The organism is Acidovorax sp. FG48, from assembly GCF_057809085.1.
Window position 1 is genome coordinate 147,512 of record NZ_JBMDJH010000004.1, and the last position, 15,255, is coordinate 162,766.

The following is a 15,255-nucleotide window of genomic DNA, read 5'->3' on the forward strand; positions in this document are numbered from 1 at the left end:
TTTCGGAGAAATGAGGGGTGGAAAAATTGCACCAAGATCCGCCCCCTCCATTAGGGATGGCCATGTGTTGTGGTCATCTCCGAGGATGTGAACTGACCGCTTACAGTCACTTGCGCCCGGGGTCGCCAGATTACCCCGTTAGACATTGCCGGTTGAGCCTGAGCAACGTGCCAGCTCATCGCGCCAAAGTAGACCACCTGCAACACACAACCACTGCTCGAAGGGACGCAATGAGTGATCTGCAAATTAACCGTTGGGAAGATTTTCAGGAGATTGGGTGCTATTGGATGAAGGCGCTTGCTCAACAGCGCCAGGGCTGCTACATGCCGTATAGCGTCTATGGCGGCGTAGGACAAAAGCAGTGCGGGGTTGACCTTGTTCCGAACCATATTGCTTTTGGAATCGTGGGGCAGTCAAAACTTCGGAACGTCCGATCGCTTACCTGGGCCGAAATCGAGAAAGAACTGGTGATGACGAATGAGTACCCCGGCCCGATTCGGGAATACTTTGTCCTGACGACTGCTGGGAGACACACATCCGTACAGGACAAGATGCCCTTTGGCGGTGCCACCTACACCCGCCGACAGGGCTCCTTTCAGGTCTTTGTCTGCTACTGGTCTGAACTCAAAACCAGGGACTTCATCCCGCAAGATGTACTGCTGAGGATTTTCCCGTCCATGGCATCTCTGGCCACCGGACTTACGTCCCGGCAACCCAGGCCGAATGAGTACATGGACTCGCTACTGTTTGCGCGCAGCTTCCTCCCCCAACTGATCTCACTTTCGCACATTGAATGGCTGGAGTCTTGGGATTTCGGGTTAGGCTATGTTCGCACCGACGATTTTGATCATTTCGCTGAATTACGAATCGATTTGGACCGAGTTTTGCAGGTTAAGGCACAGCCTCGATTGCAAGAATGGCTTAGCGAGGGGCGCAGGGCTGAGATGTTCAAATGCCTGCCTGCCGCAGAAAACCTGTTTCGTAGGGTGCTTGAATTCACACACGCGGTGGTAAGCGAGGCCTCCACGGCTACACGCTCTGGTATTACAGTTCTCGCACACGGCCACAGCGACCCTAGGGCACACAGCCGAATTACTTCCTCTTGGCGGCAGTCTGCTCAAGACCTAGTTCAAGCGTATCGTCAGGTGGTTGAGGGCGCTCCTCAAAGTTGATTGATCGATCGCTGAAAACGCCCAAAGGATTTTGAGCGAGATCCTGTCCTGCTCGATGGCTGTCGAGTTGCGCTTCTCTTTTATTGAGCCTCGTGACGCTCACGCTCTGGTACAAGCCCCCGCCGCACTACAAGCGCCATGAGCGTGTCACTCGAAGGCACAAACCCCTTCTTGCGCTTGGCGCGCTTGACGATCTCGAAACGGCCCGGAGCCGACTCCCACACCAGCCCGAACCCCTGGGGCAGCATGCCGGGATCGATCAGCCCCTTGGGTGTGCAATACCAAGCCGATTGAGCGATTGCGCGCGAGGCATCCACCTTGTCCGGGTTGGCCAGGTCAGCCATGAAGTCGGCCTTGGAGACCTTCACCTCCCAAGCCATCAGGTCTGAAGATGCGGCCCGGGGGCTCATCACCGCCGAAACGACATCCAGCCGTGCCTCGCAATGGAGCCCCACATCTGCCAGGAACGTGACGTTTTCCCAGGTCATGCACCCGCGCTCCTCGCGCAGCCAGCGTGCCAGCCTACCGGCGAGACTGTGATGTACGTCGTTCCTGTCCCTGCGCTTGTCCAGCTGCTCCTTGAGCGCCTTGATGCCCAGGTCCGTGATCGCCAGGCTGCAGGTGGATGCGTAGATCTGGTGCTTGCCATCCAGCGTCTCGCAAAAGCAGAACCCCGCTGCGATGAGGTCAAGGTCCACGATGGTGAGTTCGGCCAGCAGTATCGGACGCCCTTTCTCAAAGATGAAACGCAGCCTTCGCAATTGAGCTGGTCTCAACTCACTGGCATCCATGGGAGTGATCACCACGGGGTTTGCGCATGCCTCGCGCAACCGCAGTGTCCGCTGCGAAACAGGGTGCTCAACCTCGCCGCCCAGCAAGTCATCCCCTTCGCACGGAAGCGGCCCAGTCTGGGCTGACGGTGGAACGGGCCAAACCGTTTTCTCGCTCATGGCCCCTACCGGGTCACCATCGCCGCCAGCGCCTTCGCTGCGGCGTTACGTTTGGCCTCCCCCTTCGAGCTGGCGAAGCCGGAGAACTCACGCTCTTTCCCGTCCGCAAAAACCGTCACGACGGCCTCGAAGATGGGAGGTTGGGTCTGTTTGGGTGCAATGCTGTATTCAGGGATGCGGTACCGGCCTTGCTGCGCCATCTCCTGCAGCTCCCCCACCGGGTTCTGCGCACCGACAGGAGATGAGGCACCTTGCTTCACCGGAAACTCACGCTGCAGCACCGGCAGCAGCTCGGCGCATGCGTTGGCCTCTGCCTGCTTCTTGGAAGTGGCCGTGGCCTGAGTCTGATACGGCCCCTTCGGCGTGTGCACCTCGACGCTGGCAGTGAAGTAAGGCGCGTGCGATGGACCCGTGGACTTGTGCTTGAAGGATGGGAATGTCCAACCCACGGCCTGGCAGAACTCCAGCAGAGCCCCCTTCGGATTGGCGATTGCAACTCCTCCGACCTCCAGCGGCTCATCCTCAGGCTCAGCCCAGCGCATGGGAGGCGTCGCGCAGCCCAGCATCTTCGAGAGCGCATCCAGTGCTGCGCCCTGTTCCGCATCCTTCTTGCGTGTGCCCTTGGCGCGGCCAGTGTATGGCGTGGAATCCCGGGAGATCCGGCACACCCCCTCAAAGGCGGTACCCTGCCCAGTGGTTTGAAGGTCCACGGTCTGCAAGACGCCAGACTGGCGTGCGTAGAGCAGCAGATGCATGACACGCCCAGGGCCTGCGCTCATCCAGTCCACGAAGCAATCGGCCAGGTCGCGCGGCCACGCGGCCAAGGCCAGCTCCGAAATCAACCCATCAGCCACCTTGTCGCTGAGAGTGCCTGCCTTCATCCGGCTCATCAACTCTTCGCGCAGCGGCACCGGCATCTCCTGCTGCTGGCTCGCCAGCTTTGTCGCCTGGACAAGGATTTGATCGGGGGCTCCCTGCAGGCTGGCACGTTCGAGCCTGTCTTCCGTCTCCCGGCGCAGCACCTCCTTGTGAAAAGCAGAGGTTTCATCCTTGCGTTCAGTCAGCGTGGTGTTGATGCTCTCGCACATCTCCTGCAGCTGAGCTTGGTTGTAGGGTGGCGGGTTCCCATAGGTATAGGCCTTGAGCTGACGCACGTTGATCAGGTCGGCGTACCGACGCAGCGGTGAGGTCCCATGGGCGTAGGCAGGCAGGGCCAGCCCATAGTGACCATTGAGGGTCGGAGCGTAGCGGGCCCGCCCCACCGACATGCCCACCCGGCTGTTGAGCGCGTCCATATCCAATGAGCCCGTCTCCATCCAGGCGCGCAGGGACTTGGCCAGTTCGCCCGAGGCGGGCGCCGCCATCATGGGTTCGTGGTTCCGGTACACGCCCGGGATGCTCTCGCACGCCATGAACTGCGCCAGCTGAGCATTCGCGAGGATCATGAACTCCTGAATGATCAAGTGGCCCACCATGGCGTTGGCATTGGCCATCCGCAACAGTCGCCCTTCCTCATCGGTCATCACCATGCGCTTCGCATCGAACAGGGCCAGAGCCCCACGGTTCACGCGCGACTCGAATAGACCGCTGGCCAACGCGGACGACAAGCGCAGCGCCTCCCGCAGCGGCTCGTCATCACCACCCATGCGCGCGGGGATTTCTCCGTAGGTGAGCCTGTGAGTCACCTCGATTCTGCGGAAGTCCACAGCGAACTCCAGCACCTGGAAGGAGCCGGCATCAAGGAGGATGCGCAGCACCATCGCGTCGCGCTCTTGGCCTTGTACCAGGCTGGAGGCGTTTTCGGAGACATCCTGAGGGAGCATGCGTTTGACAGTCCGATCGCGCGCATAGATGGACGCGGCCAGGGCCTGCGCTTCGGTGTCCGCCTTGCTGCCCACAGGGACCGCCGTGGACGGGTCGGCAATGGCTACAAGCAACTCCACCTGCCCCCCCGGGAGCCCCCTGATGCTGAATGCATCGTCGATATCGCGGGTGGATTCGGAGTCAATCGTCACCAGGGGAAAGGCGGGGGCTTTTTGGGTCATAGGCAAAAGGGTAGGGGTTGAATCGGGGGTTGAACAGGCGCCAGCACAAGGGCTGGCCGTTCCATAGAAAAAGGGGTGGGTGTTACAGCGCCTCGCCAGGGGTAGCCCCGGGCAATGGTGAGTTCTGAGGCTTGGTGGCTTGTTTGGCGCGGATGGCATCCAGCTTGGCCCAGACACGAGCCAACTCCCTCTCACCAGCCTCGTGCATGTCGATGCCATGGGCGCGACACAGGGCCGCAAGGGTCAGCATCACCCCACCCGCTTCCTGGGCTGCTTCGCCCACGGGTCTCCCATAAACGTAGTCCACGAGCTGGTGCGCTTCTTCACGTGTGCAGCCGACAGCCTGTCCCAGCTCCAGTGCCTCCTCCAGCATGCGGTGTGAGCGCTCCAACTTGTTTCCCGCCACCTCTGCTCCAAAGCACTCCAGCAGCCAAGGCTCCACACGGCTCTGGAAGGTCCTTTCCGCCGCTGCGCAGCGCGTTGGGCGTTCCAGGGTGTTTCCGGATGGCTCGGTGTACATGCAGGGGCTCCTTGCTTGGTGGATGGGTGTCAGGCCTTCGCCGCTGTCTTTGCCGCGCGCTGGCGCAGGCTCTCGATGGCCGGGGTTGCGTCGAAGTGGGCCATCAGCCGCTTCTTCTGCTCGTCGAGCAGCGCGCTGGCTTGGATCATGTCGGGCCAGGCGGCATAGGCCTTTTTCACGGTATCCCTGACGATGGATGCGATCTTGGGCTCAGCGAGCCCCGGTACTGCGTTGGCCAGGTCACGGACCGTCGCGGGAGAAATCCGTTGATGCTTGGGGCTGTCAGGCGTAAAGCGCAGCCCGTGCCCCTTGCCCTTCAGGTAGGCCGCATATGCCACCACGTCGTAGGCCGGTGACAGCGCAGGGGTATGGCCATCAGCGTATAGCAGGCCGTAGTTCTTGCAGTGCCCGTCGTAGTTGCCCAAAAGATCGTTGACCACCAGGCGGCGGATCATCTCCTCGACCGCTGGCATGCCAAGCCCCGGGGTTGTCAACAGGACCAGCGCGATCGCAGCGTAGTTCGCACTGGGATGCTCGTATTTCAGCTCGGGCGGGATGTTCAACACCTGGGCGAAGTCTTCGCAGTGGATGTGCTGCGCCCCTGCCCGGTCAAAGCGCCTAACGGCCAGAAAATGGGTTTCCTGGCCCAGCACGAACGGCTGGTCCGCATGGATCTCGGAGACTGGCGCCAGGGTCACATCACACACCGTCACGCCCGCCTCGCTCGCCATCCGCATGGATAGCTCCTCGACCTGCGGGAGCAGCGGGAATTGAACCGTGGGCAGCTTGGCGATGATGTGAACCCCGTTCTCGTCCTTGGTCCGCTGCACGTATCGGCCGCCAGACCGCACGAGCGAGAGCTTGGGCTGGACCCCTGACAGCGATGTGGCATCCGGTACCGGCATCGGCGTCACCGTCATTTCAAGGGCATCGTTGTTCTGCGTAACCACCCGCGCGATGCTCTCTTGGGTGTAGGTGGCGGGCTGGACATACACGGCGCCGGGGAGGTCCGTGCCGCACATGCTCAGGAGACCGAAGTGGTCACCCTTGGACAACTCGCCAATGACCTCCAGATGCTGCCGCAATGGGCCTTCCGGCAGCATGTTCTGAAAGAACGGCGGGAGGGTTTCGCCTTCGCCATTGAAAAACGGCTGCTGGGCCGCTTCCATGAAGAACTTGATCCGTTCGTCCTCCGTGTGGATCACCGCAAACTGGCTCAGTACCGGCATGTCGCCAGAAGTCCAGAACGCCTTGTCGGGCACAAGGCGGGTCATTGCTGTGCCACCCTCCCCATACTGGAAGAGCTGGCCGACGAATCGGCGGTCCTGGCCCTGCCCCAGGAAAACATCGAGTGCGCGGTACTTCATGCCTTGGGGTCTCCCTTTTTCAGGTGATCGGTTACGCCCCTGTGCATCGTGCTCAGGCGTTGTTCAAGTGCAGACCTCACTGTTCTCTCCGGAGTCCGGTTCGAGTTCTCGAAGGATGCAGCAGCGCCTTTTGGCATCAGCACCACCTCCAGCCCCAGGGCATCGGCCACAGCCATCGCATTGGACAGACGTGGCGACACCTTGCCATCGAGCATCTGACTCACCGCCAGAGGGGACAGACCCGTCATTTCGGCCAGCTCACTGAGCTTCATGCGACGCTGCTCCTTGGCTTCAGTCAGCGCATTGGAGAACTCCATGGGCGTTTTCATAATTTAAATATAGATTTGCCTTGGAAATTAACTTAAGTATATACCATCGGGCAATAAAAGCTATATAAAACTATGGACAAATGTGGCTATCTAAAGAAAACTATAGTTATTGACCACTCTCAACCCAGGAACACCTCTACGGGGGTTGCATACGCAAGGCGAAGGGGGTGAAGCGGCAATCCGTCATCGGTGCGCCCCAGCGCCAGCGTGCGATACCCTGCCTTGCGCACCATCCTGCTGACCTCCTGAGGGCGGGCGAGTCCACGGCCCAGAGCCCCCCAGGCCACCATGACATCGCCTGTGCCCATGGCGCAGGCCTGCAGGATCTTGGAATCGTTGTCGGGGCCGACCTGATACCCGCCCTTGCGCAGGTCTGCGGGCTCGGTGGCGATGTACGCGAAGGCATTGCAGAACACCATGCCGCCATACCCCATCCGCTCAGAAAACCCCCTACCCTTGCGCGCGGTGGGGTCGCTTTTGACAACCCCCTGCTCCGTCACGCGGCCCGCTTGCGAGGGGTTGAACAGAATCCACGGTAGCACTGGCTTGCTGGCATCCCAGATGTGCACGAGCAGGTAGCGGAACTGCCCACAGGGAGAGAACTCGCCGTAGAACTGCTCGGCTGCTGCAGCGGCGTCACCGCCCCGCTTCTTGGTGCTCATGCTGTAAGCCCTTCGCTTTCCTCATGGGGAACCACCGACAGGATCACCCACCCCTGAGCGAGACCGTACCGCCCGCCTTCGAAGACGCCCACAACGCGGCGCAGCACCTCCTCCCCGGTGTACTGGAGAGGCTGGCCAGCAGCAACCTCCGCACCTGAATGGACGGTCTCCCGCAGCCGCAACACATCTCCGCATTGGTACTGCCGGTCATCGACACGGATTTCGAAGAGCTTGCGGCCTGCGACTGTCTCCTGAAACACCGAGGCATCCGTTTTCAGGGGGATCACGCGGCCGGTGAGCGGCGCGTAAGGGGCCGGTACGGCTTCGGGGCGCAGGCTGAGCGCCTGATCTACAGCGGCCTCGAATCCCTGCGGCGTGTCCGGGTGCCCGCGCACGATCTCGGAGAACCGTTCCCACTCTGGCGTTTTCTGCCCCGGGCCAATCAGGTGCTTGACGAACTCCCACCGCCGCACGTTCAGGGTGTCTGCCTTGCGCAGCGCGCGCAAGTTCGCGATGGTCTTGTCCCTGAACGCAACGGCGCCATCGGCCATGGACAGCCTGTCCATGGCAGTGAACATGGGGTTCTTCCAGACCTCATGGGAGGCAGTTTGGCTGCTGCGCCAATCGGGCTCACCAGCGGCAGGCTCACCAGCGGGAGGTATCTGGCGCGCATCGCAATGAAGCACCTCCCATTTGTCCAACACTAGTTGGTCTCCAGGCCCCACCGTGCGGTGGACGGCCCCAGTCTCACGATTCACCAGTTCGTAGGCGATATCGCTCTGGTCCGCATAGAGTTGTCCTCTGAGCGCAGCCATAGCGATAGACCCATCTTCGACCGTGGCCGTGTGGTTCTCGTCCTCCCACAGGTTCGACGGTTCACCGCTCACGGTCTCCCACGCCAGCTCATCGTGTCGCGCGAAATGGTTCCCTTCGGCATAAAAGGAGAGTGCCGCGCGCAGCGCCAGGCGCTCAAGAGCCCAGCTACCCCCATTCATCTGCTTGGCAATCAGCTGCAGCTCCTTGGCCGCTTCTCGGGGGTCGCAACCGTTGTCGAGCCAGTTGATCACCGGCTGCAGGGTCAGGGAGCACAGGGGAGATTGGCGGCGCCCTTGCTCAAAAGCGGCCTCCACGTCTGCCTGCGTGAAATAGCGCTGCCCATGCACAGTGTCGTCTCGGGTGATGCCCTCGGGCAGCGTGAAGCGGGCGGGAGCAATGGGCCCCGCCAAGTCTGCACGCACGTAGGAGACCTCAAGACCCCCTTGCGAATTGCGGCACCAGGTCACATCCGCCCCGCCTGGAAAGGCCATGGAGCGCTCCTCGGGGCTCGCATTCGGGTCCACCTGCAGCCAGATCTTTGCGGGAGCGCTGTGGTCCAGCGGCCCGCAGGTTTGGCGTGTCTCTGGAAGTGAAAGGCTATGGTCTAAGGTCATGGGAAACTTTCCAAAAAATTTTGACGATGCGTGAAGGCTTTACGCCTGCGCTATTGCTGAAATGGCACCCAGGACCGCACCAAGCCACGCCTGAACCTTGGGAAGACTTTGAAGCGGGCCCGCACACTGCGGCCCAGCCCCCCGCGCAACATCTCCTTGGCGCAAGCCGAGACGTTCCTGATCACTGAATTCCTCTGGGTGTCCCGCACCGTCACCATGAGCACCAGGCAAAAGGGCGAGTTGCGCGAGACAGCGGCTGCAGGGGCCTCCATTCACAGAACTATAGTGACTATGTTTTTTGGTGGTTAAATCCGCTGAACGCGTTGTCAATAAACGTCAGGCAGCTATAGAAACTCTGACCTTATTAGAACTTGGGTGCAGAATATCATGAACAGTGCCAATTTGCACTCCAATGATTTTCTTGTGTTTCACGCACCTATCCCATGAACACCACTTTCCAGCCCAACGAACGTGTCAACTGGCAGCACGAATCAGATCGGCCCGATAGCGCCATGGTCTACGGTTATGGGAAGGGTTTGCCGATCCCCGCGAGGGTCGTGAAACTGGGGGTCAAACGCGTGCAGATCGAGTTGAAGGTCAGACGCCTCTACGTGCGCAATTCGCTCTGGGATAGCAAGTTCAAGTGGGTCGATGCCACCACCCTCTCGCCCAGGGTGTTGCCATGCGCCGCATTCCACGAACCCATGCAGCATGTCCATGCTGGTTTTGTCCTGACGGGGTGGAAGCACCCCAATGGCCGAAGCCAGGTGTTCCCGAATGGAACGTGGTACCCCGCTGTGGATGGATTTACCTGTGGGGCTCCGTGCGGCACAGAAGAGCAAGCCGTGCGGGATGCCTTGCACAGTCTTTTGTCGGGGGGCTACCGCACGGCCCTTGTGAGTGCCATCTCGGTGCGTGAGCACTGGATTGCCGCAGACCAGGACAAGAACGGTGCTGGCGCCGCCGAATTGCCCGAGCTGAAGGACCGACTGGTCAAAGTTGAAACGGCATTTCCCCCTGTTGATCCCATCTGCACTCACGTGACATGAGCACCAGACACCCTTCGCCTCCTCCCACTGGGTGGCCTCCCGGCCTCCTGCAGGATGACTCGCGCCCCTTGTCCCGGTGGTTTGCAAGTAGGTCCGGGGCCCGGCGACAAGTCCGCCTCGTCTGCGAAGAAATCCAAAACGGAGCCAGAAGCATGGACACGCAAAATCCCAACACCATCCACGTCGTGGAAATCGAAGCAGCGATCAACTATTGGAGAGCCCGCAGCCCCTCGCCAGACGGGTTCACGCTTGCCCCTGAGCTGAGAGCGCTCGCAGAGATCTACGCGTTGATGGCGATTGGCCACGCAACTGAAGCGGCAACCAAGGAAGTCCCATCCAAGGCCATGGCAGCAATCGAGGCGTACCGTGCAGACCAGGCCTCATAACAGTGACAGCGAAAGAAGACAATTGGCAAACAGCCCTCCTCGCCACCAAGATTCCCACGCAATGAATGCAAAGCAGCAAGCAGCACTGGAGGCCGTGCTCCAAAAGTTCGACGGCTTGCCGCTCGAATGCGACGGAATGACGCGCGTGGTGTCCATGTACCTGTCGCACGAGGAAATCCCTCACACCATCCAGTGCGGCAAGTTGGCAGTGCAAGGCGCTGGCTTTATCCCGCTGCACTACTGGGTGGCGTTTGCTGATGGCCGGGTGTGCGATCTGCGGGCGAGAATGTGGCTTGGGAACGCCGCAAACGTGCCACATGGCCTGTTTCTGCCGAACGATGACCAGATGTACACCAAAGCGGCCGAGTTCCGAAGCACGCCCTACCTGGAAGTCCTTTTCTACATCCTGGCTCTGGCTCCTCTGGAGCACTTTCTCCAAGACGAATCCACGAAGACATGACTCCATCTGAAAACCGCCCCTCACGTCAGGCGCCTGAGGTGCTGAAGGTGACTCCTGCTGGGGATGAGCACCAGGTCGTCACGCTCAAGAGCAGCACCAAGGCTTACCGCAAGGAGCCCTGCCCTGGTTGCCCTTGGCGCAAGGACAACACGGGGGAGTTCCCCTCCGAGGCTTTCCGGGTCAGTGCCAATACTGCCTACGACATGAGCACGCACCGGTTTTCGTGCCACGAGTCCGGGGCGCAAAAGCCTGCCACCTGTGCTGGTTTCCTGTTGCGCGGCGCCGACCACAACATGGGCGTGCGCCTGGCCTACATGCGCGGCGATCTGGTGGACGATGTGACCGATGGTGGCCACGAGCTTTTCGACTCCTACCGGGATATGGCCGTGGCCAACGGCGTAGACCCCGAAGACCCTATCCTGAAACCCTGCCGCTGAGCCCCCCAAGGACCCCAACTGAATGGCGATCGAAGAAATCAAGCATGAGTGCCGAACCTGCCACGGCACAAAACTGACCAAATGCAGCAAGTGCCAGGGCACCAGGGATGTCCCATGCAGCAGCTGCGGGGGCCGGGGCTCCCAGATGGTGCGTGGAGAGCGTCAGGACTGCACGGGCTGCAGGGGCACGGGAAAGATCAAGTGCTACAGCTGCGGGGGGCGTGGAGGGCACAAATGCACCTCTTGCCATGGCATCGGGTTCACAGTGGAGCGCCGGGTCCAACACGACCCTGAAGAGCTGCGCCGCACGCCTTCACGCAGCCCATCGGCTCCGCAACCAACTGGTCATGGAGGGGGCCTGATCGCGGTGGTGAGCATTGGCCTGCTGGCCCTCGTAGCGCTGGCCGTAGCTGGTGGCTACCTATTTCTCAAGTGAGTCGCATGGCGCGCAGAAACAAGAACAAGCCTACGCCGTTCGACGGCGCTCTCTCGCTGCTGGCCCACCTGCCCTGGTGGCTCTGTCTGGGACTATCTTTCGTGAGCTTCGCCTACTTCCGGACCATCGACACCACGCCCAAAACCACGAACCCCGCCAATGCGGTGCAGGTTGCGGAGATGATCGAGAGCGGAATCATGGGGGGGCTCGTCCTGGTGGCCCAGCACGTGCTTCCCATCCTTTTTCTGGCCGCCGCAGGCCTGTCGTTCTTTGCCCGTGCCCACCGCAAGGCGCTGTTGCGCCGTGTGGAGCAGGCTCGAAGCCTTGAAGCGCTGCAGCTGATGACGTGGCAGGAATTTGAGTTGCTGGTGGGCGAGGCCTTCCGTCGCCGTGGGTTCGGCATCATTGAGCAAGGTGGCGAAGGCCCTGACGGCGGTGTCGATCTTGTCCTCAACAAGGCAGGCAAGCGCTACCTGGTGCAATGCAAGCAGTGGAAAGTGACCTCCGTGGGCGTGGACATCGTTCGCCAGCACTACGGTGTTATGGCTGCAGCTCGGGCCGATGGGGGCTTTGTGATCACCAGCGGGCGATTCACTGACGCAGCACGACAGTTCGCCCATGGCCGAGTGACCCTGATCGATGGCAGTGAGCTATTCACGATGATTCAGGAAACCAGGGGCGGCAACACAGGCTCTGTACAAGCCCCGCGCGCCCCAGCTCCAATCCCTGCGACAGTACGGGACGCAGCACCGGCCGGCATGCCTGTGGATACCAACCCGAAGCCGGTGGAGTGCGCACCAGCTTGCCCCCGTTGCAACAGTGCCATGGCGCTGCGCACATCTCGCAAAGGACCGACCATGGGGAATCAATTCTGGGGATGCACACGCTTCCCTACATGCCGTGGCGTTCGCCATGCTTGAGTGAAACAATCGCATCGCTGCCCCAAAGAACCCTACGCCCATGCCCGAACTCACCAGCGATGACTTGATCCAGTTGAGCGCCACTGGCGACACTGTTTGGGTGCACTCGCCCCTCGATGGATCGACCGTAGGTCGTTTCGACAAAAGGTTCGGCATCGACGCCCATACAACGGTCACGCAGCAGCTGGAAGGTGCCTCACAGTGCCTTCACTGCACCCATGAAAAGCCGTCACAGCAGGACTGGCTCACCTTCTGCGAATTGATGGCCAAGCACCACCAGATCGAGGTGGACCCAAGCATCCTTCGCATCGACGACGACGGCCAGCAGCCAGTGTCGGCGACAGAATCCACGTCCGAGGCCTCCGCCAGCTAGGCTGAACACACCCATGCCCATCACCAAGCCTGCAATCAAGGTCGAAGTTCGCGCCCAGCACCGCCAGGCGCTCAATGCATTCCTGGACGCCCGGGGCACGCCGTTTCGCCGCCAGGACCTCGCGGCCAAGTTCTACCCCATGACCACCCCACGTTCGCGCGAACGTGCAGACGCGCTTGCCAAGAAGGTCATGGACGAGCTTGCGAAGGAAGGCAAGATCGTCCGTCACGGGCATTTGCACTGGGAGAAAACGTCGGCCAAGCGAACTCTGCGCAGCGGGCGCGAGATCCCCGAACTGTCCGAGCCAATGACCCTCACCCTGGACACTCGCTGCCCTGAGAAATGGGCGGCAGTGGACCTGGAGACGGGCGAGGTATGGATGGGCTCTGCCAAAAGTGGCTGGACCCGTCCGACAGAGCAGCAGAGCAAGGAACTGGGCGCCCTTCTCTCCGATCAGCGCAAGCGCTGAAAGCTGGCCAGAGTTCGCACCTTAGAGGCGAACACTCGATCTACGCCCCATCCCGTGGTCCAATGTCGGGCTATGGTTCCTGGACTGCCCGAAGTCGCCGAACACTCCCACCGCGAGGTTTTTCGCGTGGATGCGGCGCACCCCCGCTACCCTCTCCTTTCCGAGGCCTTTTGGGCACATTTAGGCCGTTTGGACGAGCACATCACAGCCCCTCATGCCGACACACTGGGGCTCGCCCACGGGGAGCACCTGCAGGTGCAGTGGTGGACAGACGAAACGGGCCAGTTTTTTGCAGCCCAGGTGATGGACGCCAGATCTGGCGGTCTATGGGAGGTCTTCCACGTGCCAACCGGAGCCGGTTCCCCGGTGGTGGGTCGCCGCTTGTGCATGGGCTCACCAGCCGCACTGGAATCCCTGGATGGCCTCTGGCTTGAGGTCTTTGCTGACGTGCTGGCCGACCCTGCGCCCATCAAGCGGCACCCTGCATTTGTCGAACTCGTCGCCGCTGGGACCAATCCTGCGGGCGTTGTTGCCGTGCACGATGACCTGGCACGCATCGCAAAGCTGCAGTCCGATGTGCATTACTGGAGCCACCTTGCCAAAACCCTGGACAAGGCTTCCAGCGCACGTGTGAGCCCCTATACCCCCCCCTCAGATCCCATCGCTTCACCAGAGGCTCAGGATTCGTCGGCAAGCCAGAGGCAGTGGGCGCTGAAGGACATTGGCGAGTGGGCGCGACTGAACGAAGACCGCATCATCATCATGCAGCGCGCGATATCGACCACCAAGCGCGGCAGCTACGAGAATCCCGCGCTGCTCTACGAGTGCTTGGAGCTGCTGGCCACCGAGTACACCCAGGTCAAGACTGGTCAGGCTGATCGCAACGCGTTCAAGAACCGGGCCGACTCCATGGGCGTTGAGTACGGGGGCTCCGTAGAGCCCAGTGTTGCTGGCGAGCTTGGCGACCTGTACTTCATCCGCTGGAACGGGCGGCGCCAATTTCTGGATCAGCATCTTTCCAAAGGGAATGCTCGTGATCCCCGGTTCTGCCTTCGAATCTACTTCTTGTTCTGTCCCGTGGTTCAGAAGGTCATCGTTGGGCACATGCCCACGCACCTCCCGACAGGCCGCTCCTGAGGTATCGCGATGTCTAAGCTCACCAAAGATCAGAAGCGCGAGAAGAAAAAGCGCGAGGAGCGCAAGCTGAAGCTGCGCAGGGAACACGAGGAAAACAGGCACTTCAAAAAGGTCGATGGTTTGATGACGGCCATCACCATGGCTCTTGAAGGTCTGGGCTCGCAGGAGGAATTGGATGCAGCGGTCCTGCGCTTGGCAGGTGGCCAAAGCGTTGTCGTCAGCGAAAAGGAATCCCGGTTCCAGGGGCACGCTTGGGCTGAGGTGAAGGCCAGCACTACGCAAATGGTCGCGCTTCTGCAGGCCGACGAAAGCGCCTACTACTCGGGGTTGGGGCTGCAAGGGCGCCTCTACCTCAACGGAGAGGGTACGAAGCGGTTTTCAGTCTCCTCCATGCCGATATTCGCGCTGGTCTCATCTGGCTGGGACCCACTGGAGGTGGTGCACAAAACGGCCCTTGAGCTGGATCCAGAGCCCACCCAGGGGGCTTACGTCTTTGGAATGGAGGCCCGCAATACGGCGGTGCACTTTGCTATTGCCTCGACCGCGAACCCCGAAGACCCTCCCGAGGTGTACTTCGTCTCCCCAAAGGGTTGGCACCGCCTAGACCTGAGGATATGGTTTGAAGAACTCTGGCCATGCTTGGCGAGGGTTATGGTGGCCTCCAGCTTGGCCAGAGGTCCTTCCGACACACAGTTCGCGATCGCCCGTCTTATGGAGCTTTCAGGTTCGGCTGGTGGCCCAGACGGCGAGCCTTGCCTAGACGAAGAAGCGAGAGCCGCAATCCGATCATTCGGCGCAGAATTGACACTCGAAACTGAGTTGCTTGTGAAGGCGGCTGAGGCTGCTCGTACCATGCAAGTTCATTTGGCCAGCGAGGCGAAGTGGGAGGCTGGTTTCGAATCGAGGCAGGACGAGATCGACACGCTTGAAGCAAGGTGCCAGAGCCTAGAGCGCGAGCGCCAAGCCCTGCAACGATACGCGCAGGAAACTGCGGCTACCGCACAGCCCCAGGCAGCAACCATGCCCCCTCTGCCCTCCCCGGCCAAACCACTGCATGAGCGCATGGGCGCTCTGCTTGGAATCTAGGTCTGCGTCACACCAACGTGTAGCCCG

At 60.9% G+C, this 15,255-nt stretch carries 16 protein-coding genes and 1 pseudogene; 10 read left to right on the forward strand and 7 right to left on the reverse strand.

Annotated features, from left to right (window positions below; translation table 11 throughout):
• Positions 1–230 precede the first annotated feature (230 nt).
• Complete coding sequence (locus ACODSU_RS07655) at positions 231–1,172, forward strand: hypothetical protein (protein ID WP_488841327.1); 942 nt, start codon at positions 231–233, stop codon at positions 1,170–1,172.
• An 80-nt stretch (positions 1,173–1,252) separates the two neighbouring features.
• Here ACODSU_RS07655 and ACODSU_RS07660 read toward each other — a convergent pair whose 3' ends face one another.
• The 7 genes from ACODSU_RS07660 to ACODSU_RS07690 form a co-directional block, all read right to left on the reverse strand.
• Positions 1,253–2,050, reverse strand: coding sequence for a hypothetical protein (locus tag ACODSU_RS07660; protein WP_488841329.1), 798 nt, complete (start codon positions 2,048–2,050; stop codon positions 1,253–1,255).
• A gap of 77 nt (positions 2,051–2,127) precedes the next feature.
• Positions 2,128–4,167 carry an RNB domain-containing ribonuclease gene (locus ACODSU_RS07665; RefSeq protein WP_488841331.1) on the reverse strand — a complete coding sequence of 680 codons (2,040 nt, stop codon included), beginning with the start codon at positions 4,165–4,167 and terminating at the stop codon, positions 2,128–2,130.
• An 82-nt stretch (positions 4,168–4,249) separates the two neighbouring features.
• Positions 4,250–4,687 (reverse strand): hypothetical protein, encoded by a 438-nt coding sequence (locus ACODSU_RS07670; protein ID WP_488841333.1) that lies wholly within the window; start codon positions 4,685–4,687, stop codon positions 4,250–4,252.
• Positions 4,688–4,716: 29 nt separating this feature from the next.
• Positions 4,717–6,054 carry a type II toxin-antitoxin system HipA family toxin gene (locus ACODSU_RS07675; protein WP_488841335.1) on the reverse strand — a complete coding sequence of 446 codons (1,338 nt, stop codon included), beginning with the start codon at positions 6,052–6,054 and terminating at the stop codon, positions 4,717–4,719.
• A complete protein-coding gene (locus tag ACODSU_RS07680) occupies positions 6,051–6,371 on the reverse strand; it encodes a helix-turn-helix domain-containing protein (RefSeq protein ID WP_488841336.1) in 321 nt (106 codons plus the stop codon). Before ACODSU_RS07680 ends, ACODSU_RS07675 begins: the two co-directional genes overlap by 4 nt.
• A 131-nt stretch (positions 6,372–6,502) precedes the next feature.
• The gene (locus tag ACODSU_RS07685; protein WP_488841338.1) at positions 6,503–7,045 is read right to left on the reverse strand and encodes a DUF1643 domain-containing protein; all 543 of its coding nucleotides are present in this window, start codon (positions 7,043–7,045) and stop codon (positions 6,503–6,505) included.
• Positions 7,042–8,475, reverse strand: coding sequence for a DUF3850 domain-containing protein (locus ACODSU_RS07690; RefSeq protein WP_488841340.1), 1,434 nt, complete (start codon positions 8,473–8,475; stop codon positions 7,042–7,044). Before ACODSU_RS07690 ends, ACODSU_RS07685 begins: the two co-directional genes overlap by 4 nt.
• 443 nt (positions 8,476–8,918) lie before the next feature.
• Here ACODSU_RS07690 and ACODSU_RS07695 point away from each other — a divergent pair, with 443 nt between their 5' ends.
• From ACODSU_RS07695 to ACODSU_RS07735, 9 genes and pseudogenes are all read left to right on the forward strand, one after another.
• Entirely contained in the window at positions 8,919–9,524 is a 606-nt protein-coding gene (locus tag ACODSU_RS07695) for a hypothetical protein (RefSeq protein ID WP_488841342.1), read from the forward strand.
• Between the two features lie 152 nt (positions 9,525–9,676).
• A pseudogene (locus ACODSU_RS07700) lies at positions 9,677–9,889 on the forward strand (DUF3717 domain-containing protein); the annotation flags it as partial.
• Between the two features lie 82 nt (positions 9,890–9,971).
• Positions 9,972–10,370 carry a hypothetical protein gene (locus tag ACODSU_RS07705; RefSeq protein WP_436078764.1) on the forward strand — a complete coding sequence of 133 codons (399 nt, stop codon included), beginning with the start codon at positions 9,972–9,974 and terminating at the stop codon, positions 10,368–10,370.
• Complete coding sequence (locus tag ACODSU_RS07710) at positions 10,367–10,807, forward strand: DUF6283 family protein (RefSeq protein ID WP_436078765.1); 441 nt, start codon at positions 10,367–10,369, stop codon at positions 10,805–10,807. Before ACODSU_RS07705 ends, ACODSU_RS07710 begins: the two co-directional genes overlap by 4 nt.
• Before the next feature lie 537 nt (positions 10,808–11,344).
• Entirely contained in the window at positions 11,345–12,163 is an 819-nt protein-coding gene (locus ACODSU_RS07715; RefSeq protein WP_488841345.1) for a restriction endonuclease, read from the forward strand.
• Between the two features lie 40 nt (positions 12,164–12,203).
• Positions 12,204–12,536, forward strand: coding sequence for a hypothetical protein (locus ACODSU_RS07720; RefSeq protein ID WP_488841346.1), 333 nt, complete (start codon positions 12,204–12,206; stop codon positions 12,534–12,536).
• A gap of 13 nt (positions 12,537–12,549) precedes the next feature.
• Entirely contained in the window at positions 12,550–13,005 is a 456-nt protein-coding gene (locus ACODSU_RS07725) for a hypothetical protein (RefSeq protein WP_488841348.1), read from the forward strand.
• 189 nt (positions 13,006–13,194) lie between these two features.
• Entirely contained in the window at positions 13,195–14,142 is a 948-nt protein-coding gene (locus ACODSU_RS07730; RefSeq protein WP_488841350.1) for a hypothetical protein, read from the forward strand.
• Between the two features lie 9 nt (positions 14,143–14,151).
• Positions 14,152–15,228: a hypothetical protein gene (locus ACODSU_RS07735; protein WP_488841352.1), complete on the forward strand. Its 1,077-nt coding sequence runs from the start codon at positions 14,152–14,154 to the stop codon at positions 15,226–15,228.
• Positions 15,229–15,255 lie beyond the last annotated feature (27 nt).

Excerpts from the sequence above, each read along its gene's own strand:
- ACODSU_RS07655 (WP_488841327.1), top strand. The coding sequence starts at position 231 with ATGAGTGATCTGCAAATTAACCGTTGGGAAGATTTTCAGGAGATTGGG.
- ACODSU_RS07665 (WP_488841331.1), bottom strand. The coding sequence starts at position 4,167 with ATGACCCAAAAAGCCCCCGCCTTTCCCCTGGTGACGATTGACTCCGAA.
- ACODSU_RS07670 (WP_488841333.1), bottom strand. The coding sequence starts at position 4,687 with ATGTACACCGAGCCATCCGGAAACACCCTGGAACGCCCAACGCGCTGC.
- ACODSU_RS07675 (WP_488841335.1), bottom strand. The coding sequence starts at position 6,054 with ATGAAGTACCGCGCACTCGATGTTTTCCTGGGGCAGGGCCAGGACCGC.
- ACODSU_RS07680 (WP_488841336.1), bottom strand. The coding sequence starts at position 6,371 with ATGGAGTTCTCCAATGCGCTGACTGAAGCCAAGGAGCAGCGTCGCATG.
- ACODSU_RS07685 (WP_488841338.1), bottom strand. The coding sequence starts at position 7,045 with ATGAGCACCAAGAAGCGGGGCGGTGACGCCGCTGCAGCAGCCGAGCAG.
- ACODSU_RS07690 (WP_488841340.1), bottom strand. The coding sequence starts at position 8,475 with ATGACCTTAGACCATAGCCTTTCACTTCCAGAGACACGCCAAACCTGC.
- ACODSU_RS07695 (WP_488841342.1), top strand. The coding sequence starts at position 8,919 with ATGAACACCACTTTCCAGCCCAACGAACGTGTCAACTGGCAGCACGAA.
- ACODSU_RS07705 (WP_436078764.1), top strand. The coding sequence starts at position 9,972 with ATGAATGCAAAGCAGCAAGCAGCACTGGAGGCCGTGCTCCAAAAGTTC.
- ACODSU_RS07710 (WP_436078765.1), top strand. The coding sequence starts at position 10,367 with ATGACTCCATCTGAAAACCGCCCCTCACGTCAGGCGCCTGAGGTGCTG.
- ACODSU_RS07720 (WP_488841346.1), top strand. The coding sequence starts at position 12,204 with ATGCCCGAACTCACCAGCGATGACTTGATCCAGTTGAGCGCCACTGGC.
- ACODSU_RS07725 (WP_488841348.1), top strand. The coding sequence starts at position 12,550 with ATGCCCATCACCAAGCCTGCAATCAAGGTCGAAGTTCGCGCCCAGCAC.
- ACODSU_RS07735 (WP_488841352.1), top strand. The coding sequence starts at position 14,152 with ATGTCTAAGCTCACCAAAGATCAGAAGCGCGAGAAGAAAAAGCGCGAG.